Source organism: Acidobacteriota bacterium (assembly GCA_033549365.1).
In the GTDB taxonomy this organism is placed as follows: Bacteria; Acidobacteriota; Aminicenantia; order Aminicenantales; family Saccharicenantaceae; genus JAWSUF01.
In genome coordinates, this window is record JAWSUF010000003.1 from 473935 (window position 1) to 491925 (window position 17991).

At 54.4% G+C, this 17991-nt stretch carries 24 protein-coding genes; 13 read left to right on the forward strand and 11 right to left on the reverse strand.

The window, feature by feature from the left end; translation table 11 throughout:
• Window positions 1–15: 15 nt before the first annotated feature.
• The 3 genes from SCM96_07215 to SCM96_07225 all read left to right on the forward strand — a co-directional run bounded on the left by SCM96_07215 (window position 16) and on the right by SCM96_07225 (window position 3635).
• Window positions 16–708 (forward strand): hypothetical protein, encoded by a 693-nt coding sequence (locus SCM96_07215; protein ID MDW7760410.1) that lies wholly within the window; start codon window positions 16–18, stop codon window positions 706–708.
• Window positions 709–1243: 535 nt separating this feature from the next.
• Window positions 1244–2041 (forward strand): hypothetical protein, encoded by a 798-nt coding sequence (locus SCM96_07220; protein ID MDW7760411.1) that lies wholly within the window; start codon window positions 1244–1246, stop codon window positions 2039–2041.
• A 262-nt stretch (window positions 2042–2303) separates the two neighbouring features.
• Window positions 2304–3635 (forward strand): AAA family ATPase, encoded by a 1332-nt coding sequence (locus SCM96_07225; GenBank protein ID MDW7760412.1) that lies wholly within the window; start codon window positions 2304–2306, stop codon window positions 3633–3635.
• Between the two features lie 62 nt (window positions 3636–3697).
• Here the strand turns inward: SCM96_07225 and SCM96_07230 are convergent, their stop codons facing one another.
• The 5 genes from SCM96_07230 to SCM96_07250 all read right to left on the reverse strand — a co-directional run bounded on the left by SCM96_07230 (window position 3698) and on the right by SCM96_07250 (window position 7568).
• Window positions 3698–4702 (reverse strand): tetratricopeptide repeat protein, encoded by a 1005-nt coding sequence (locus tag SCM96_07230; protein ID MDW7760413.1) that lies wholly within the window; start codon window positions 4700–4702, stop codon window positions 3698–3700.
• Window positions 4703–4707: 5 nt separating this feature from the next.
• Window positions 4708–5004: a nucleotidyltransferase family protein gene (locus tag SCM96_07235; protein MDW7760414.1), complete on the reverse strand. Its 297-nt coding sequence runs from the start codon at window positions 5002–5004 to the stop codon at window positions 4708–4710.
• A gap of 367 nt (window positions 5005–5371) precedes the next feature.
• The gene (locus SCM96_07240) at window positions 5372–5614 is read right to left on the reverse strand and encodes a hypothetical protein (protein MDW7760415.1); all 243 of its coding nucleotides are present in this window, start codon (window positions 5612–5614) and stop codon (window positions 5372–5374) included.
• 348 nt (window positions 5615–5962) lie between these two features.
• On the reverse strand, window positions 5963–7141 hold the full coding sequence (locus tag SCM96_07245) for a 6-bladed beta-propeller (protein MDW7760416.1): 1179 nt from the start codon (window positions 7139–7141) through the stop codon (window positions 5963–5965).
• 235 nt (window positions 7142–7376) lie between these two features.
• Window positions 7377–7568, reverse strand: coding sequence for a hypothetical protein (locus SCM96_07250; GenBank protein ID MDW7760417.1), 192 nt, complete (start codon window positions 7566–7568; stop codon window positions 7377–7379).
• Window positions 7569–8076: 508 nt separating this feature from the next.
• On the opposite strand from SCM96_07250, the gene SCM96_07255 reads away from it, so the two are divergent.
• The 3 genes from SCM96_07255 (at window position 8077) to SCM96_07265 (ending at window position 11468) form a co-directional block, all read left to right on the forward strand.
• On the forward strand, window positions 8077–9429 hold the full coding sequence (locus SCM96_07255) for an ATP-binding protein (protein MDW7760418.1): 1353 nt from the start codon (window positions 8077–8079) through the stop codon (window positions 9427–9429).
• 219 nt (window positions 9430–9648) lie between these two features.
• Window positions 9649–10860: a 6-bladed beta-propeller gene (locus SCM96_07260; protein ID MDW7760419.1), complete on the forward strand. Its 1212-nt coding sequence runs from the start codon at window positions 9649–9651 to the stop codon at window positions 10858–10860.
• Window positions 10861–11177: 317 nt separating this feature from the next.
• Complete coding sequence (locus SCM96_07265; protein MDW7760420.1) at window positions 11178–11468, forward strand: hypothetical protein; 291 nt, start codon at window positions 11178–11180, stop codon at window positions 11466–11468.
• A gap of 12 nt (window positions 11469–11480) precedes the next feature.
• On the opposite strand, the gene SCM96_07270 is transcribed toward SCM96_07265, so the two are convergent.
• From SCM96_07270 to SCM96_07280, 3 genes are read right to left on the reverse strand one after another with little or no spacing between them, the layout of a single operon-like run.
• Complete coding sequence (locus tag SCM96_07270) at window positions 11481–11783, reverse strand: type II toxin-antitoxin system RelE/ParE family toxin (protein ID MDW7760421.1); 303 nt, start codon at window positions 11781–11783, stop codon at window positions 11481–11483.
• Window positions 11784–11785: 2 nt separating this feature from the next.
• Window positions 11786–12007, reverse strand: a complete 222-nt coding sequence (locus SCM96_07275) for an addiction module protein (protein ID MDW7760422.1) — start codon at window positions 12005–12007, stop codon at window positions 11786–11788.
• A complete protein-coding gene (locus SCM96_07280; protein ID MDW7760423.1) occupies window positions 12004–12171 on the reverse strand; it encodes a hypothetical protein in 168 nt (55 codons plus the stop codon). Before SCM96_07280 ends, SCM96_07275 begins: the two co-directional genes overlap by 4 nt.
• Window positions 12172–12546: 375 nt before the next feature.
• Between SCM96_07280 and SCM96_07285 the strand changes: the two genes are divergently transcribed.
• From SCM96_07285 to SCM96_07300, 4 genes are all read left to right on the forward strand, one after another.
• On the forward strand, window positions 12547–12801 hold the full coding sequence (locus tag SCM96_07285; GenBank protein MDW7760424.1) for a hypothetical protein: 255 nt from the start codon (window positions 12547–12549) through the stop codon (window positions 12799–12801).
• A 48-nt stretch (window positions 12802–12849) separates the two neighbouring features.
• Window positions 12850–13083, forward strand: a complete 234-nt coding sequence (locus SCM96_07290; protein MDW7760425.1) for a hypothetical protein — start codon at window positions 12850–12852, stop codon at window positions 13081–13083.
• Window positions 13084–13086: 3 nt separating this feature from the next.
• On the forward strand, window positions 13087–13713 hold the full coding sequence (locus SCM96_07295; protein MDW7760426.1) for a nucleotidyl transferase AbiEii/AbiGii toxin family protein: 627 nt from the start codon (window positions 13087–13089) through the stop codon (window positions 13711–13713).
• Between the two features lie 120 nt (window positions 13714–13833).
• A complete protein-coding gene (locus SCM96_07300) occupies window positions 13834–13968 on the forward strand; it encodes a hypothetical protein (protein ID MDW7760427.1) in 135 nt (44 codons plus the stop codon).
• A gap of 179 nt (window positions 13969–14147) precedes the next feature.
• On the opposite strand, the gene SCM96_07305 is transcribed toward SCM96_07300, so the two are convergent.
• Window positions 14148–14324 (reverse strand): hypothetical protein, encoded by a 177-nt coding sequence (locus SCM96_07305; protein ID MDW7760428.1) that lies wholly within the window; start codon window positions 14322–14324, stop codon window positions 14148–14150.
• A gap of 252 nt (window positions 14325–14576) precedes the next feature.
• Between SCM96_07305 and SCM96_07310 the strand changes: the two genes are divergently transcribed.
• A complete protein-coding gene (locus SCM96_07310) occupies window positions 14577–15290 on the forward strand; it encodes a hypothetical protein (GenBank protein MDW7760429.1) in 714 nt (237 codons plus the stop codon).
• On the forward strand, window positions 15287–15706 hold the full coding sequence (locus SCM96_07315) for a hypothetical protein (GenBank protein ID MDW7760430.1): 420 nt from the start codon (window positions 15287–15289) through the stop codon (window positions 15704–15706). Before SCM96_07310 ends, SCM96_07315 begins: the two co-directional genes overlap by 4 nt.
• A 65-nt stretch (window positions 15707–15771) precedes the next feature.
• Here SCM96_07315 and SCM96_07320 read toward each other — a convergent pair whose 3' ends face one another.
• Together SCM96_07320 and SCM96_07325 are read right to left on the reverse strand one after the other, a co-directional pair.
• Complete coding sequence (locus tag SCM96_07320) at window positions 15772–16194, reverse strand: type II toxin-antitoxin system VapC family toxin (protein MDW7760431.1); 423 nt, start codon at window positions 16192–16194, stop codon at window positions 15772–15774.
• Complete coding sequence (locus SCM96_07325) at window positions 16194–16469, reverse strand: type II toxin-antitoxin system Phd/YefM family antitoxin (protein ID MDW7760432.1); 276 nt, start codon at window positions 16467–16469, stop codon at window positions 16194–16196. The genes SCM96_07320 and SCM96_07325 overlap by 1 nt, the downstream gene beginning before the upstream one ends.
• 254 nt (window positions 16470–16723) lie before the next feature.
• On the opposite strand from SCM96_07325, the gene SCM96_07330 reads away from it, so the two are divergent.
• The gene (locus SCM96_07330) at window positions 16724–17869 is read left to right on the forward strand and encodes a hypothetical protein (GenBank protein MDW7760433.1); all 1146 of its coding nucleotides are present in this window, start codon (window positions 16724–16726) and stop codon (window positions 17867–17869) included.
• Window positions 17870–17991: the final 122 nt, after the last annotated feature.

Consider the following 17991-nt stretch of genomic DNA (forward strand, 5'->3'; position numbering starts at 1 on the left):
CTAAAGGAGATGCTAATGAAACATCCGAGAAAACATATTATCTGCGATTCAATTCAAGAGCTGAAGCCGATCCTAAAGAAGTGGTGTGATCTAAATAGAGAATACACAGAGAAGACAAAGTCGGATTGTTCATGGTGGTATGGCGAACGTGCTGCCATAAGTATTCTTGCCGCTGCGGTTTGGAAATCGGGAAATATTGCTCTCGAAGAATATTCTACTGATAAGCGTGGCGACGAGTTCTCGGCGTCGGTTAAGGGACGATGCGACTTGAAAATTGTGATTGGTGATAAAAAATTCTTGTTTGAAGCAAAACAAATACGGCCAAGATTAAGTAAGAAAAAAGAGTATGACGCTCTATCTAAACCATGTGAAGGTATCTTGAATAAGCTAATTAGTGCCTGTCGAGGAGCTGGAAGACTCAAATCGAGAGAAGGGATGCGCTTTGGAATCTGTTTTGTCTCTCCCCGGATATCAGAATCGGAAGCGGATCATTTGGGGGAAAGAATTGACAAGCTCATTAATTTGCTCTTAGAAAAAAGCAGAAAATATCATGCAATAGCCTGGTACTTTGCAAATAACTGGGATGATCTCAAAGAGAAGAAGAACATTTATCCGGGAGTCATATTGCTGATTAGAGAAGTAAAAAAATTCAAGCCAAAAAAGAGCGGTCAATCCCGGCGATCCAGGAAATCGCGTGTCCTCCGATGAATCCTGGCCGCGTATCGCATGGTATTTTCCAGATAATCCAGTCAACCCGGCCGCTGAATCCGGTTCAAAATGGCCACGGATCGATGATTGACAGCACAGGATGATCACTCTTCGTCCTTGTTCCGGAAAGAAACAGCAGATCAATCTCAGAGATCACATTTTCAGGGAAGTTGCGGCAAATATTCTCATCCACTGTGGATTCCTGAGTCCTTATCCGGCAAATCTCGTTATTGAAATCCATCGTCTGTTTACCGAAAACAGCAATAAGCCCCATTGACAGCTGCCCCGGAGGCTGTCCCTGAAGCTCCCCCCAGGCTACCCCCCAAGCTACCCCCCAAGCTAGCCCCCAAGCTACCCCCCAAGCTGAAAAAGTGGCCGGCATACTTGGTTTTGTCAAACCCCCCGGACCAGAGAAGAGATTCAGGTTTTCATGAAGATAAAGGACAGAGGTATGGTAAGATGCGCGGTATGGGGAAGACCAACGAGGCAAGATTCGTAATGAAATTGGCTGCCGGAGCGCCTCGGGAGGCTATCGATGAGTTGGAAATTCAACCCAATGAACCCGAGCGATCTGAATGTCGACCCGATCGAACACGAGTTCTTTGCCACTGAAGCACTCGGTGGTATCACGGACGCTCTTGTGCGCGAGGCGATCCAGAACTCCCTGGACGCCGCTGAGGAAGCGAATGTGGGGGTGCGTTTCTACCTCGGGCGAACAGATGCCGTGACGAGCGGGCGCTACCTTGACAGCCTATGGCCTCATGCAGAGGCTTCCCATCACGGGAGTGCCATCCTACCGGGCCGCGGAGATCAGACCGGAGAAGAGATTACGGCTGAGGGTCTGCTTGAGTCCGTCTTGCGCCACTACTTCCATCCCCTTGTAGAAGGAAAGCTCGAGGTCGAGATTGTGGAGAAGGATGGGGCCACTTTCCGTCTTCGTGAGAACGACTTGGAGCACGAAATCCGCCGCAGAAATCAGTTGCGCCATCTGCTCCCGTTGATTGAACTCGCGCGCTGGGGACGGGATCCGGAGGAGGAGGCCGTTGCGGTACTCAACGCTCCCGACGCCGGACATGCCCCCAAACTTACGGAAGACCTCTTCAATGCCGCCGATGTCGTGCGCCTGCGGAGGCGTTTCGACGAATGCCGACGATTGGCCCTGAACGTTCGGCTTCCGATCGAGCCGGTGGGCGATGTTTTCGTGGTTCACGTGCGTGAAAGCGACGTCAAACCGGTCCAGTGCGGCGAGGGTTTCTTCTGGCGTCAGGGTGCTGTGACACAGAAGCTCAAGGATCAGAAATTCCTTTTCGATCGTTCCCTTCAACCATCTTGAGGGAGTATAAAAGCAAGTCTGGGCAGTGTCAATGACGGTCGGGAGGGTCGGCCTCCCAAAGGAGCTTCTGGAAAGCGGCCTGAGGCGGTGGGGGCCTCTCGGCGACAAAGATGAGCTTCAGGTGGTCGATGATCCGGTCCCATACGCCTTGATATTTCGCCGGATGAGCGATATTATGCCTTGACATATTTATAGATAACCTTGCTTTATGCCTTGACATTTCTTTGGATAATGGTGTAATCCTTATTTGAAGGTGGTTTTCATGAACAGAAGAATTGATGTGGAATTTCAGAATTGGCACAGGCAGCCATCCAGAAAGCCATTGCTGGTCAGAGGGGCAAGACAGGTCGGCAAAACATACTCGGTCAGAGCCTTCGGGAGAGAATTCTCTTCTTTTGTGGAAGTCAATTTCGAGGAATTTCCACAGCTTGGAATCTTTTTTGAAAACGACCAAAATCCCAAAACAATCATCGAGAAATTGTCCCAGTATGTGGGGGAGGCCATCGTTCCCGGCAAGACCCTGCTGTTTTTAGACGAGATCCAGGCTTGTCCCAATGCGCTGCGGTCCCTTCGTTTTTTTTATGAACAGATGCCTGATTTGGCAGTCGTTTCGGCTGGTTCGCTGCTGGAATTCGCCTTGGCTGAAATCCCTTCCTTTGGTGTGGGGCGTATCTCATCCCTGTTCATGTACCCAATGAGCTTCTTTGAATTCCTGGATGCCGTTGGGGAAGGACTTCTGGGCGATGCCATTCGCCAGGCGGATTGGCATCAGCCGCTGGCCCAGCCCCTGCATCAGAAGGCGATGGCTTTGCTGAGGACGTACATGGTACTGGGGGGACTGCCCGAAGGGCTGGCTTATTATGCTGAGCATTCGGATGCACTTGGAGTTCAGAAGATTCTCGACGAATTGCTTGTCACCCTGATGGATGATTTTGCCAAATACAAAGGGAGAATATCCACGGACAGGATGGATGCGACCTTCAAGGCCATCACCCTTCAAATGGGTAGAAAGTTTTCGTTCAGTGCCGTGGGCGAGGGGTCGACGACAGGTTTTTCCACGGCTTTGGACTTACTCGTCAAGGCCGGACTGGCCATCAAGGTCTATCATTCCTCCTGTCGGGGTGTTCCTCTTGCCGCTCAGATAAAACCGAGCAGATTCAAAGTCTTGCCTCTTGACTGCGGCCTATACCAAAAGGTTATGCGCCTCGATTTGCAATCATATCTGGTCGGTAGGGATATCGATTTGGTCAACAAGGGCCCCCTGGCGGAGCTGTATGTTGGGTTGGCTCTGCTTTCGACATTTCCCAACCATGTTCGGCCGGAGCTACACTACTGGCATCGGGAGCAACGGGGCAGCAATGCGGAAGTTGATTATGTTTTTGAGCATAAGGGGCGTGCCTATCCCGTTGAGGTCAAGGCCTCAAAGCGTGGCGGAATGCAAAGCCTGCGGCTGTTTTTGGCGGAAAGAGGGCTTGATCATGGTATCCGTATCGCCGGAGAAGCCTTTGCAAGCTATGAAAAAATCCGGGTGGTCCCCCTTTATGCAGCAGAAAACCTGCGCATCCTCCTCGACAAGATAGAGGCGGATCGCTGATTTTCCTGAATTCAAAGCCTTGAGGCGGCCGGCTCAATGGCTTCGCTTGAGGTTCTTGCCGGCTAAAACGGCCTCACGAGCGAGTCCAGGAATGTTTTCATTCTGAGAAAGAACGTTCGGGAAAGCTCGCTGGTCTCGATCTCTCGGGCCTTGTCGATCAGCGAAGATCGGAGGTCGGAAACCTCGAGCCTGTCGATCTCAGTCCAGAGCTCTTTCCAGCGCCGAAATCCTGCCCTGATCTCAACGTCGTTCCAGACGAATCCGACGAAGCCGCGGGCATCATCACGATCCGACCAAAGGCCGCCAAACCAATCGAAATATTCCCGGGCGTAATCGATCCTCATCAGGTTATTGGAGTGCCAGATCGGAAGGACCTTGGGCTTTCGGCCCAAGACGAGCGGCAAGAGGTAAGGATTGGCGAAGAAAGCCGAGCGGAATCGCATCGCAGCATCCTCGAATTGTCCCGCCATGTAGGACGCCAGCCCCCAATTCAAAAGGAAGTGGGGATCCGGGATGTCCTCCGCGTAATGGCGCTCGAACCAGTCGAAGGCTTCGATGGCCCCTGGAAGGTCATCCTTCAAGAGATAGGTCGGAGCGACAAGATAGCGGACACCTTGGTTGTCGTTGGGATTCCGCGCCAGAAGGTCCTCAAACAGAGCGATGGCTTGCTCGTAGCGCCCCGTTGTGAGGTAGAGCAATCCCAGCCCGTGACGGGAACGCATATACGGCCGGGTCTCGAGTTCGCCCCACCAGCCAAAAGCATTCCTGGCTTCGGTTCCCAAGGATGCCTTGGCCTTCTCATAGGCCGTCAAATAGTGCTTTTCGGCGGCTGCCATGTCGCCCTTGGCCAGGGCCACTTCGGCAAGCCCGTTATAGGCGTCCGCCATTCCCGGATCAAGCGCGATGGCTTGGCTGAAACATCTCTTAGCCTCGCGGGCGTCAAAGGCCAGAATCTCCCAGCCGTCATAGACAAGCTCTTGAGCGGCGTCGAGCCTCTCTATCAAGGCTTTAGGAACGCCTTTTTCAACGACACGCTTGAGGGCGTGCGCCTTCTTATTGCGCTTCAAGTTTATCAAGCTGCATAGACAACCCGGCGTTGGCTGAGGATCTCGCTTTTGCGGATGGGATTGCGAAGCGCCTCCTTTTCCACGAGATCCACTTTTCGCCCGAATATCTCCTGAAGTTCATCGATCATATCGAAGAATTCAAACAATCCCCATGAGGTTCCGTCGTGGAAGGACACCAGGATGTCGACATCGCTTTCGGAATGACCGTCGTCTCTTATAGACGAGCCGAAAATTGAAAACTCCCGAACGCTCCACTTCAGGCAGAAATCGTGAATTTTGTCATAGGGGATTTCGATGCACATCTTTTCCTCAAATCCATTCTGATAATAAGGCGGCCGGCATCGGAAGTCAACTTGGGTTTGCGGGAATCATCCATTTACCAACGGCAACAGGCGGGCAGCGGTCGTCGTCGCGACTGAATTGGGCCTTAAATGCCTTCTTTGGCGCGGCATTCATTGCTTGATGCGCGCTAATCAGGGAATATGACAAGCATGGATCGGAACCGGTTCGGCAGGTTAGGCTGGGGGCTGAATTCCTTGGAGTTCTCGTTTGGCGAGGACGGCGTGGCGGACGGCTTCCGGGCCACCGGAGGGCGGGTCCGGAACCTGGGATTTGTCGAGCTTCTTCAGATACTTGAGGCTTGTTTTGCTGAGAAAGACAGGCATGCGTTCAGAGACCGAGGGACTTCTTGGCGTCTTCCAGGGAGATGAACTCATCGGTCTCGAGGATCCGAAGGACCCTTCGGGCGTCTTTCTCCGACAACAGAAGTTCAGTCTTCACATCGATGTTTGCGGACAGCCATTCGCGAAGGGCGTCGCGGACGATCCCGGAAAGACTCTTCTTCTTCACGAAGGCGACGACTCGTGCTTTGTCGTAGAGGTCGGCCTCGAGAATAACATTGACCCTTTTCATGGGCTTCTTTTCCATACATGCATCATTACACATCTACACATATATTGCAAGATTTTCTATATTCTGGCCGCGGATTCCGGTTCAAAACGGCCATAGCGATGTCCCCTGGCTGACTACGGAAAACGGTAAGGCGATCGAGTACGAGGCCGTATTTTACAGAACGCCGGCTTATTCGGTCCGGGAGTATGATGACGCCGATTAGAGAGATCGTCCGCCTGCCCGAATTCGAACAGGACATGAAAAGGCTCTAATATGCCGGCTTTGAGGAAAAAGATCGAATCGAACTTATAGAGATTTTCTATAAGGGAGATAAAGAAAACGAAGACAGAGAGAGAATTCTTACGCGCTTCAGCCGGACTTCTGCCTGCTCAGGCGGAAGCGCTTGACGTCCAGGAACTCGTCCTCGGTGCGGAAGACGCCGTAGCCTTTGTCGCCGCGGACGAGCATCAGGTTCCGGGGCACCCGGACCTGCCTCAGGTAGATGCCCTCGGGCGTGAAGACGTCATAGGCGAACTCCTCGTCTCCCTTCTCGACGTACTGCTGCAACCACAGGTTCCCTTCCTCGTCGAAGAATTTCCGCCAGTCGGAGAAGGCCGGGTAGAATTCGGGGTGGGCGCCGTCCGGCTTATAGTGAGGATGCCGGATCGGCGTGAAATCCCGGCCGAACCGGAAGAGAAGGTTCCATTCCGGGTCATAGACGTCGAGCCGGTAATCCTTGTTGTAGCCGAGATAGACACGATCATCTGGACCGACGAGCCAGGAGGTGCGGTAGGACTCGCGCGAAGAAAAGCTCTGGCTGCTGAGCCCTTCTCCCGATTTCTCGACTTTTCTCAACATGGTGACGTCCGGATACTCGCCGAGCTTGGTCGTCTCCTGCCCTTTCTCATCCGTCCTGATCAGGGCCATCCGATTCTGGATCAGTTGAAAATCCCCGCCGATCTCCCCGGCGTCCGGCGCCAGCATCTGCGAGGAATAGACCCGGTTCGAGCGGTCGACGGCCAGGCCGCTGCAGAAGCCGGTCACAGTGAAGCTAGAAATGAAGTTTCCCGCAATGTCCAGGAGGGAGATCCGTCGTTGGCGCCCGGAGAGCAGGAAGATCCGTCCGTCGGCTGACAGGATGAAATCCGCTGGAATATCGAATTCCCCCGGCCCCTGGCCCTTTCGGCCGATCGTCCGGAGCAGCCTGCCGTCCGGACCGAATACCTTGATGTCGACGTCGCCCCAATCCAGGACGTAAACGTTTCCCTGGGCGTCGACCTCGAGGCTGTACGGCCGGTTAAGAACGGATTCCGTCCCTTCTCCCTCCCCTCCCATGACCAGCTCTTCTTCGAGCGCGTAATGGACCACCCCTTCTTTGGGGAAGGCGGGATTGAGGATCGTCCTGACCCCGTCGACGACCTCGATCTTCACCGGATAATCCCCGGCTCCGGCGGTTTCCTCCCTGTCCTTTGACCCGCAGGCCTGGAAGACGGCGATGACGGCCAAAGCGACGACGACCGTGGCGGCCTTTTCAACGGTTTTTCTCATTTGAACCTCCCTGATGGCCGGCAACCCCGGCCGGGCTAGCCACTCAACAATCTATTATAAACCCATCATGCAATTATTATGAACGGCTTCCTGTCCGTGTACGAGGGGCGACTTGAGTCGCGGGACGCGCGGCTTGCGCCCGTCCTGTCACGACATGCGCCCGGAGGGGTGGGGCGAATGGTTCGTCACCAAGTTGGTTTTCTCTCGGAGCCGGGATATCCTATCCGTTCAATTGTTATTTTTTGAGTTCTTCAAGGGTGAGATATTCCCCTCGCTCGATTTCTTTGATGGCGGCTTCGATCTTGGTCCATTCCCAGGCACTCGCCTTCACGCTTGGCAGCTCCTCCTTGATAAGCTTCCGGATGAACTCCCTGATCTTTCCGGTCTTGCTGTATCCTTTCTCTTTGCAGATCGTATCGAAAGCCACATATTCCTCATAAGAAAGACGTAAACACAAATTTTTATTCTCACTCATCACCGCTCCTCAAACACTTGATATGTTAGTGGCATTAATATGCATTAATAATAATGCAAAATAAGGCTTTTGTCAATCCATTTTGACATTGCCCGAGAGAGGATGAAATTCGTCACCAGGGCTGTGCGGAGGCACCGGAGCATAAGTCAATGACCATGAAAATTAGTTGCTTGATGCGGGATTTTCATTGAATATGACAAGCATGGACCGAAACCGGTTCGACCTGTTTGGCTGGGGGCTGAATTCGGTGGAGTTCTCGTTTGGCGAGGACGGTGTTGCGGACGGCTTCCGGGCCACCGGAGGGCGGGTCCGTAATCTCCGGTTTTATAGGGTGGAGGAGAGAGGGGGAGAATCCGGTGCTGCGGGAAATATCACATTTTATCGATTAAAAAATGAAAATATTTCACATTTATTTGATATAAAACTTGATAAATTTCACATAAATCGTTATCTTATTGACATGAAAAGAGATCTATACGCCAGACTTCTTGCTTGGAGGCGACAGGAGGGGCGGAAACCCCTTCTCCTCCGGGGCGCTCGACAGGTCGGGAAGACTTATCTTCTCAAGCAATTCGGCCGGAACGAATTCGAAAATACGGTCTATCTGAATTTCGAACAAAACCGGGCGCTCGGGGAGCTTTTTTCGGGAAAGCTCGACCCTCGGCAGATCATCGAAAAACTCTCCCTGTATTTCGGCGTTGAAATCCGGCCCGAGGCCGTGCTGATCATCTTCGATGAGGTTCAAGAGTGTGCTGAGGCTCTCGGCAGCCTGAAATATTTCCAGGAGGAGATTCCTGAGTATGTCCTGGTTGCCGCCGGATCGCTTCTGGGTTTGAGTCTCAACAGGCCGACGGCGTTTCCCGTCGGCAAGGTCACGTTTCTCGATCTCCATCCGATGAGTTTCGGCGAATTTCTCGAGGCGACGGGGAAGTCCGGTCTTCGCCGACTGATCGCTCATAAACCCGACTTCGAGCCTCTGGAATCCGTCTTCCACGACGAACTCATGGACCTTCTGAAAAAATATTATTACGTGGGCGGGATGCCGGAAGCCGTATCAAGGTTTGCGGCCGGAGGAAATATGCGGGAAGTTCGGGCGGTTCAAGCCGATATCCTCGAAGCTCACAAACACGATTTTCGAAAACACACGGGGAAATCCGAAGCCGTTCGGCTGGCCAGGGTTTGGGACTCCGTCCCGGCCCAGCTTGCCAGGGAAAATAAAAAATGGCGGTTTTCCGAGGTTGCCAAACACGCCCGGGCCCGCGATTATGCCGACACCGTGGAATGGCTGGCTTTGGCAGGGCTCGTCCTGCGGTGTCATCGCGCGAGAGCGCCGCGGGTGCCCCTCGCAGGCTATTGCGACGAGGGCGCCTACAAGCTTTATCTTCTCGATGTGGGGCTGCTTGGGGCGCGGTTGGGATTGAGCGAGAGGACGATCGTTTCCGGAAACGATCTTTTCGTTGAATATCACGGCGCTTTCGCTGAAAATTTCGTCGCCCAGGAATTGACCGCGTCGCGGAGCACGGTTTGGGAAAGGGCGGAGAGTAGCGGGCCGGCGGGGAGGGAGGGATTGTTCTACTGGGTCAGCAACGGCCTCGCCGAGGTCGATTTTCTTGTCGAAGAGGAAGAGAAAATCTATCCTCTTGAGGTCAAAGCGGGAGCGAGCGCCAAAAAGAAAAGTCTCCTCGTCTATGGGGGCAAGTTCGCGCCGCCGGCATTATCGAGGGCGACGGCGATGAATTTCAAGAAGGACGGCCTGATATTCAATTATCCGCTCTACGCCGTCTCGCGTTTTCCGACATTGGCCAGGCGTTAAAAAGGCTGGTATCGAAGCTTATGTCCTGGATGAGCCAGCGGAAAAACTCTTCCCTGCGGACAGAAGCCGGTTCGGCAGGTTCGGCTGGGGGCTGAATTCCCTGGAATTCTCGTTTGGCGAGGGCGGCGTGGCGGACGGCTTCCGGGCCACCGGAGGGCGGGTCCGGAATCTCTGGTTCCTTAGGGTGGAGGAGTGGAGCGGAGGCGGGAGGAGGCTTGAATGAAGACAATTCGTGTGATGTATTTCGTGTTTCTGGCGGCGGCCCTTGCCTCCGCCGCCTGCGGACGGGGAGGCAGGGAATCCGCGCCCGAACACGTCCGGACGGAAATCCACGAAGGAGTCGTTTTCGTGCACAACGGCGCGGTCCCTGTTCATCCGGAGAAGACGGTCCGTTTCGAAAAGGAAATCGATTTCGGCGGCTCCGAGGGAGAACCGGGGGAGGTTTACAGGCCGGGCCCGTTTACCGTGGATGAGGCCGGGCGGGTTTATATCGTCGATCGTTCGGACCAGTCGATCAAGATATTCGAGTCCGACGGTTCGTTCGCCCGCAAGTTCGGACGGTCGGGGCAGGGTCCCGGCGAATTCCAGTCGATCTCCCATCTGGCCGTCCGTCCCGACGGGCGGATCCTGGTCCTGGACGCCCAGGCGAGGAGAACGACGATTCTCGAACCTACGGGCGAATTCGTTTCCAGCCACCCCTGGACGGCTTCGATGGGCACACTGCTTGTATTGTCCGATGTCTATATTGTCCTGGAATCTGCACGAACGGATTCCGAAACCGAAATCCGAGTCAAAACCTATGATTATGAAGGACGGGAAATCCGGAACTGGGGGAAATTCGTCGCTCCCGCGTTCAGATCGGTTACCCGAAAAATGGGTGAAAGCATGGTAACGGTGGGAATCTCCGTTCCCTACTCCCCCCGGTCGGTTTTCGCGGGAGACCCCTCGGGCCGTCGGCTTTATCACTGTCTGAACGACGCCTATGTCATCGAGGTCTACGATGACGGAGGAAAGCTCATCCGGAAAATCCATCGGTCCTACGAGCTCCTGCCCGTCACGGAGAAAGACAAAACGGACTATCTGAAGCGGTTCGATTCCTCGCCTCAGGCCAGGGAACTCCGGGAAGGCATGCCGTTTCCCCAGGTGAAGACCGTCACCGAAAACATGTTTGCGGATGACCGCGGATTCCTCTGGGTCGCGACGCCGGTATCCCGAACCGAGGGGGATCCCAAGCTGACGGCTTTCGATATCTTCGACGAGGAGGGGATTTATGATGCCCGGGTCTGGTTGGACAAGGTTCCCGGAAGGGTTTTTTCGGGCAACAGGATGTATCGGCTGGATGAGGATCCGGAATCCGGACTGAGTTGTGTCGCCCGGTATGCCGTCATCTGGGACGAATTGGAATTCAGGGACTTGGATATGACTTTTTAATGCGTGTAAAAAAGCCCGGCTGGTTTTTCTTGTTCTTGTTTTAGTTTCCGCGGCATCGATGTCATGCGGAAAACAGGAGTCTGCCTGGAAAGGACAGATCACGGAACGAAAAGGTCCAGGCGGCGTCGGCATCCCGGCCGGGACCAGGTCGAGACCGGGTCGAGACCAAGTCAGCACCCGGCTACCCCTCAAGTACCCGACAAGTACCGCACAAGTACCGCACAAGTACCGCACAAGTCTCCGTACTTCAAGCTGCACGAAAACCTAGATCGCGCGGGGAGCTACAGGATCTTTGTGATAAAGGGAAAAGGGACAGAATGATCAAACGGAAATGGACAGAAAAATCGTCAAAAATACCCATAAAAATCGTGGAGCAAGACCCCAAAAACCATGTAATCGCCCGATTCTTCAAGGAGAAGCGAAATATTCATGAACTTGAGAGGATTCGTCGGATGCCCTGGTCCGGATTTCCCGAGAAGTGGGGCGCCGGATCCCTGGAACGAGAATCGTTCCCAACCGGCTCAAGGGAACCGAAATTTGGAGATGAAAGCAATGAATTCCAAACGACCGGGCCGACAGGTGCGCGGCAGGTTCTCCGCACATCTTAGTCCAGCCCGATGTTAGGCGATCCTGCTTTTCCAGTATCCAGGTTTGCGTCGGCCGTGGGCCAAAGCAATGATTTCAATTCGGCCGGCGGTTTCTCGATACACCAGATAAAAAGGGAAGCGATGGAAGACATAGCGCCGCGTTCCATGCACATAGCGCGGCCACATCTTGGGGTTTTCGGCTATCGCTTCAACGGCCATATCCAGCTCGGCAAGATAAGTCTCCGCGGCTGAAACACTTCTTTCCAGATACCAGCGGCTTGCCGCTTGTGCCTCGGCGATTGCCTCAGGATGTATGTCTACATGTCGTGAGGACACGACTATTCTGCAATTCTCGCTCTGGCTTCGGCCCAGGGAATGAGAGGGGCTTTCCCTTCGTCAATCTCCCGGATGCGAGAGGCTATTTCAGCCGCCCACGCTGACTCTGCTTCGCTGTCCAAAGTTTCGTCAAGGCTGTCAAGCAAGGAGCCTGCAAGGGCAGCCCGTGCCTCCGGGGGGAGCCTCAAGGCCTGTTCAAGGATATAGGCGATATTCTCTTTCATGGCTTGATTCTACTCCATTCTCTGACGAAAATCCAGGAGTCGAACAGCTGTTTTTCGCCAGGAACGTCCGGCAATTCTTCAAACAAGCGGACATGACCTGCCTTCTCGCCAAGGGGACTGATAAGGTCCACATTCTCGACCGCAAGGACTTCGACGGCGGCCACCCCTCCGGGACCCGACAAGTACCCGACAAGTGCCCGACAAGTCCTGGCTGCCTTGGCGAAAGCTGGAGAGCCCCTTACAAGAGCCGCCTTGCAGGAGGCTTCGGGGCCGTGGCGATGGGGGCCGGACAGCGCGTCTATCAAGAGCCGCCTTGCAGGAGGCTTCGGGACTGCGGGACCGTGAGCATTTCGTCAACCAGTACCTAAACCCCATGGTCAACGCCAACATGATCCAATTGACCATCCCCGATAAACCCCGCAGCAGCAAGCAGCGTTATCTTCTGACCGACGCAGGCCGCGCATACCTGCAGAAGCACAAGGCGGCCTCGAAAGATTCATCTTGACATCGTCTTGCTTGATGCGGGATATTCATGGAATATGACAAGCATGGACCGGAACCGGTTCGGCAGGTTCGGCTGGGGGCTGAATTCCGTGGAGTTTTCTTTCGGCGAGGGCGGCATGGCGGACGGCTTCCGGGCCACCGGAGGGCGGGTCCGGAACCACCGGTTCCTGCGCCTCATGCCTGTCCTTGACGCCTCCCGGGCTTTCCCATATGTTCCTCGTAGCAGTCGGTTGAGGCCGCTGGAACGACAAAAGAAATTTTGCCTCCATCTTGCCCTGGCTTATCTCTGATCTTGAGGGCATAAAAGGAGGTCAAGTTTATGCTATAATAACATCACAATGAAAGCCGACGGCATCCCCCGAGAGCTGTTTTGGGACACCTGCGTCGACCGCCTCGATCTTCAAGAAAACAAACGCTATATCATCGAACGGGCCCTGGAGCTGGGAGACGAGAAAGCCGTCGAATGGCTGTTTTCGACCTATGCCCGGACCGACATCAAGAACGTCCTCCGAAAAAGCAAAAACCTGTCTCCCAAGAGCTCCCGTTACTGGGTGCTCATGCTGGGGAAGTGATCCGTGACCACGGCCGTGATCGGAGCCGAAGCCGAAAAAGCGCTCAGAATCCTTTCCCGGCTGAATTTCCTGCGGTCGTTCTATCTTGCCGGAGGGACGGGTTGCGCTCTCCACATCGGGCATCGGCTTTCGCACGATTTCGATTTCTTCTCGCCGGACGAGTTCGACGTCTTCACGGTACAAAATACCCTTCGGAACCAGGGCCGGTTCGTGATCGACTATTCGGACGCCGACACGATGACCGGCAGATTCGAGGGAACGAAGATCAGCCTTTTCCGGTATGCCTATCCCATGCTCGAAGAGCCCGTCGATCACCTGAGCGTGCGTCTGGCCTCGCTCGCGGACATCGGCTGCATGAAGATCGACGCCATCTCTTCCAGGGGCACAAAGCGTGACTTCGTAGACCTCTTTTTCATCTTAAAAAACCTCGGGCTCGACCTGAAGGCCTTTTTCGGGAGTTTCGAGCGGAAATACGGGCCGTGCGGATTCAACCGTTATCACGTCCTCAAAAGTCTGGTCTATTTCGACGATGCCGATAAGGAACCCGAGCCGGAAATGCTCGTCGATTTTTCCTGGAGCGCGACGAAACGCTTCTTCGTCGAGAGTGTCAGGGCCTTCGGTCCGCCCTGATCCATGGCGCATTTCTCCGCTAACCGGACTGCCCTTTTGCCGTGGTCGCTGAAAGCTGACGTCTGTCGGTCATAAATCTCCCCCGCGGACCGGAACCGGTTCGGCTGGGGGATGAATTCCGTGGAGTTATCGTTCGGTGAGGACGGCGTGGTGGCCGGCTTCCGGGCCAACGGAGGGCGGGTCCGAAACCTTCGGTTCCATAGGGTGGAGGAGTGGAGCGGAGGCGGGAAAATCAGTGAACGCACCGGCGGATAGATTTGTTGCGTTCAGAGGCCGATGGACTTCTAGGGTGAAATCCGTCACATGGGTTTTAGATTCTTGTTAAGTCTGTCTACAATTTTTTCAAAATCCCTCTGCCGGGCTTCCTCGGTTTTAAATGAAAGGTATCTTCGCCTCGGTCGGAATGACGCTCAGCGTCGTGAGGGAATCGTAAATCACAATCCCCGAACGCGGCACCCGATCAGCAACAGCGCGAATCCGATGATCCAGGACCACGATGCGACGGGCTGGTCGATCCTCACCAAGCCGAAGTGCGCGACCAGCGCGACAATGAACAACACGAGGGAAATGACCCATGTCACCAGCGTGGGGGCTTTGCCTGAGAATTTCATTTCATCCTCCTTCCTGTCAGTCACGATGTGACGACATCCGCCTTGACTTATAGGGAGTATAAAAGGAAGGTTGGGAGGTGTCAAGAACGGCCGAAGGCGACGAGTCCACTGATTCCGGCTGTTTTTTTTCTTGACATCCATCTACGAAGCGAGTAAAAATTCAACTTACTTTTGGCCGGGGGATGAAACGACGCCCGCGGCTGCGCCATGGCCCGTATCGGGATTTGTGCCGGTAGAGAGGGAGATGGTGTCATGCGAATGAAGATCAATCTCTCGACGATATCTCTTGCCGTCATTCTTATCGGGGTTTTTCTGGCGACCTTTCAATTCTTTTACAACCGGAGTCTCTGGCACGATGAAGCGGCCCTTGCGCGGAATCTCGTCGGCATGGATTTATTAAGGCTCTTGAAGCCGTTGAAACACGAACAGTCGGCCCCCATCGGGTTTCTTATCGTCGAGAAACTCGCTCTCGGGCTGTTTGGAAAGAATGAATATGCCCTGAGGCTCTTTCCGCTTCTCAGCTTTTTCGTTTCCATCCCTCTTTTTTATCTGTTCTTGACGAGGCTGCTCGTCGGCAGGACCGTCGCTTCGATCTCGACGGCGATCTTCAGCATCAATCGAAACCTCCTGGATTATGCTACCGAGGTGAAACAGTATTCCGTGGATGTCGTCTGGACCTTGATGATCGGATATCTCTCTCTGACTCTGAAATGGCGGAACAGGTCCGCCCTATGGGCTTATGCCGCCGTCGTCTTCTGGGTGAAGAATCGGAAATATGGCTATCTTTATCTCTGTCTTTTTCCCATTGGGACCCATCTGATCTTGTCCGGATTGAAAATATATCCTTTTGCCGAGAAATTTCTCTTGTACGCCGCCCCGCTGATGATTTTCGTTTTTACGAGCGGGTTGGTTGTTCTCTTTGAATTCGCAAAAAAACAATCGCCTGGCTGCCCCGCCTGGCCATGATCATTCCCGTGCTTGTGCTGTTTTATCCGGTCATTTCAAAATTTCCCATGGAGAAGCAGGAAATCAAGCAAAGCCTGGATTTCATTCAAGAAAATATCCAAAGCGATGACGGGGTGTATGTGTATTATGGGGCTTCCCATGCCTTCGCCTTCTATGAACAGACGAGCCGCATCGGCGTCATCGCCGATTATCCCATCATGCACGGCAAATGGCACGGCCTGGAAAATGCTCCTTATGACCGGGAGATATCGGACTTGCGGGGAAGAGTCTGGCTTTTGTTTTCACACGTCATCCAGCCGGCGGACGGCGAAAGTCATGAACGCTACATGGTGGATTTTCTTTTGCGCAACGGCGCGGAATTGTTGGCCGAGCAAAAGTTCGCGGGAAGCAGCGTGTATTATCTTGACGCGAAATAACCCGGCGTCCCGGCCCTGGCCGTCTCTGAACTTCTTCTTCAATGGACCAAGATCCGGGGGACAGGTCAAGCGAGCCAGTTCTCGATGCGCAGGCCCGGTATTCCCTGGAAATGGCGGACGTTGCCCGTAACGACGGTCAAGCGGTGCCTCAGGGCGATGGCGGCGATCTGCAAGTCCGGTTCGAAGCGAGGGCGGCCCTTGCGTTCGAGCGCGGCTTTGAGCCGGCCGTAGGCCCGGGCATCCTCCGTCTCGAAAGGCAGGACCGTCAAGCGGGCGAAAACCTGTTTTTCGTAGAACTCCAGGAGAGCGCGGGGAGCGCCCGCACCGCTTTCGCCTTCAAGCCTGAATAGCCCGTGGAAGATTTCGGCGACGTTGACGGCCGTGGTGAATTGGGCCGCGCGGGGTGTCCCGGCCAGCCTGGCCATCAGCCCCTCCGGCCGGCGTTTCTTGGCGAGTGCGCTGAGGGCGTCGGTGTCGAAGAGATACATCAGAGGGCGGGCTTCCGGGCTCGGGCCTTTGTCCGGGCTTGGTAGATCTTGTCGACCATGGCGTCGATCACCGCGCTGTGGTCCTCGGCGGGCGGCGGGACTGAGCCAAGTCCGTCGGCCTTGGAAACCTCGATCTTCTCCCACTCCTCGTAGGGGATGAGCGTCGCGACAGGCTTGCCGTGCTTGGTGATCATGATGGGCTCCTTCAGATTGATAAGACGCTCGATGAGTCCCGAAATTCTCGCTTTCGCTTCGGTCATGGGGATCGAGATCACGGCGGCCTCCATGTCTTGTTGGGGATGCTCCGGCATCCATAATATGGTCAAAATGACCAGAAAAGTCAAGGATGAGGCCCCTTTTTATACTCCCTCAAAATGGTTGAAGGGGACGACCGCAGCGATAACGCGGCCGGGAAAACTGCCCGCTGAAAAGGATATTCTTGCCCCTCTATCCGGCAATATAATCCCGGCCTGATTCCCGGCCAGGCTCAGTGTCTTTAATCGTTCGAATTTCAGGACGATCGTTCACAATGGAGGACGATCCGACCCAGGAAATTCAGCATGAGGCCGTAGCCGTCAACATCGAAGTCCCCGTGCGGGTATTTTCAGGAGGCGAAATCGTTGATGACCTGACCATCGAAGATTTCGAACTTTTTGAAGACGGCGAACCTCAAACGATCGACGCCCTCTACTTTGTCCGGCATTCGAAAATCAGCCGGGCCGAAAGCAGGGACGAATCATCCTCCGAAGAAATCTCCGTCAGGCCCTCGACGCGCCGTCACTTCGTCCTCATCTTTCAGATGATGACCTATCTTCCCGAAGTGGGGGACGCCGTCGATTATTTCTTCGAAGAGGTCCTCCTGGACGGGGATTCCCTCGCCGTCGTCACGCCGGAAAAGACCTACCGCTTCAGAGAGGAGGCCCTGCAGAGAATCACCCCGGAAAACATCGCCGATCAGCTGAAAGCGAAAATACGGACGGACGTTTGGAAAGCCGGCTTCGAATACCGGGCTCTCCAGAAACATCTGCACGATTTACTTATTCAAACAGGCGAAGAAGATTACGTCATAAAAAATGATATGATCATCTCCCTGCTCCGCCGGATGAAGGATCACATCTATCTCGATCCCGCCAAAGTGAAGAATTTTGCGGGGTATTTGAGCAGTCTCGACGGCCAGAAGCACGTCATCCTGCTCTTGCAGAACGAGCTGATGCCTTTTCCGAAAGCCGAGTTTGACAAAGAAGACACCTCGGAATTGGATCTTCTGAGAGTGGAAATGCAGCAGGATTTCCCCATGCATCTCGAGGATGTCCGCAAATTCTTCTCCGATTCCACGATCCACTTTCATTTTTCATACATCACGCGGCGGGAAAACCAGATCCTGGACATTACGCGGCAGCTGTCCTTCGAAGCCCAGAAGATCGATCTCGTCGAATTCAAGCAGGAGCTCATTTCCGTATTCAAGGACATCGCCGACACTACGGGCGGCGTTACGGATACCTCCTATAACGCCCGCGCATCCTTCAGGAGGGCCGTAGAAGCGGTGGAGAATTATTATCTCCTCTTCTACACGCCGAAGGCCTACAAGCCCGACGGTAAATTCCACACCATCGAGGTCAAGCTGAAGGCTGGAAATTACCGTCTGGCCCACCGCCGGGGCTACGTCGCGGACTGAGCTGACGGCCGATTCGGCCGGAGCGCTTCGCGACCGCGTTATCGCTGCATTCGTTCCCTCCAAACACCGAGAGGGAGGATAAGAGGGAGTTTGTGTCAAGGACGGCCGGGAGGGCCGAAAGG

Coding starts and splice junctions, on each gene's coding strand:
- SCM96_07215 (MDW7760410.1), top strand. CDS start 16: ATGAAACATCCGAGAAAACATATTATCTGCGATTCAATTCAAGAGCTG.
- SCM96_07220 (MDW7760411.1), top strand. CDS start 1,244: ATGAGTTGGAAATTCAACCCAATGAACCCGAGCGATCTGAATGTCGAC.
- SCM96_07225 (MDW7760412.1), top strand. CDS start 2,304: ATGAACAGAAGAATTGATGTGGAATTTCAGAATTGGCACAGGCAGCCA.
- SCM96_07235 (MDW7760414.1), bottom strand. CDS start 5,004: ATGTGCATCGAAATCCCCTATGACAAAATTCACGATTTCTGCCTGAAG.
- SCM96_07240 (MDW7760415.1), bottom strand. CDS start 5,614: ATGAAAAGGGTCAATGTTATTCTCGAGGCCGACCTCTACGACAAAGCA.
- SCM96_07245 (MDW7760416.1), bottom strand. CDS start 7,141: ATGAGAAAAACCGTTGAAAAGGCCGCCACGGTCGTCGTCGCTTTGGCC.
- SCM96_07255 (MDW7760418.1), top strand. CDS start 8,077: ATGAAAAGAGATCTATACGCCAGACTTCTTGCTTGGAGGCGACAGGAG.
- SCM96_07260 (MDW7760419.1), top strand. CDS start 9,649: ATGAAGACAATTCGTGTGATGTATTTCGTGTTTCTGGCGGCGGCCCTT.
- SCM96_07265 (MDW7760420.1), top strand. CDS start 11,178: ATGATCAAACGGAAATGGACAGAAAAATCGTCAAAAATACCCATAAAA.
- SCM96_07275 (MDW7760422.1), bottom strand. CDS start 12,007: ATGAAAGAGAATATCGCCTATATCCTTGAACAGGCCTTGAGGCTCCCC.
- SCM96_07285 (MDW7760424.1), top strand. CDS start 12,547: ATGACAAGCATGGACCGGAACCGGTTCGGCAGGTTCGGCTGGGGGCTG.
- SCM96_07290 (MDW7760425.1), top strand. CDS start 12,850: ATGAAAGCCGACGGCATCCCCCGAGAGCTGTTTTGGGACACCTGCGTC.
- SCM96_07305 (MDW7760428.1), bottom strand. CDS start 14,324: ATGAAATTCTCAGGCAAAGCCCCCACGCTGGTGACATGGGTCATTTCC.
- SCM96_07310 (MDW7760429.1), top strand. CDS start 14,577: ATGCGAATGAAGATCAATCTCTCGACGATATCTCTTGCCGTCATTCTT.
- SCM96_07315 (MDW7760430.1), top strand. CDS start 15,287: ATGATCATTCCCGTGCTTGTGCTGTTTTATCCGGTCATTTCAAAATTT.
- SCM96_07320 (MDW7760431.1), bottom strand. CDS start 16,194: ATGTATCTCTTCGACACCGACGCCCTCAGCGCACTCGCCAAGAAACGC.
- SCM96_07330 (MDW7760433.1), top strand. CDS start 16,724: ATGGAGGACGATCCGACCCAGGAAATTCAGCATGAGGCCGTAGCCGTC.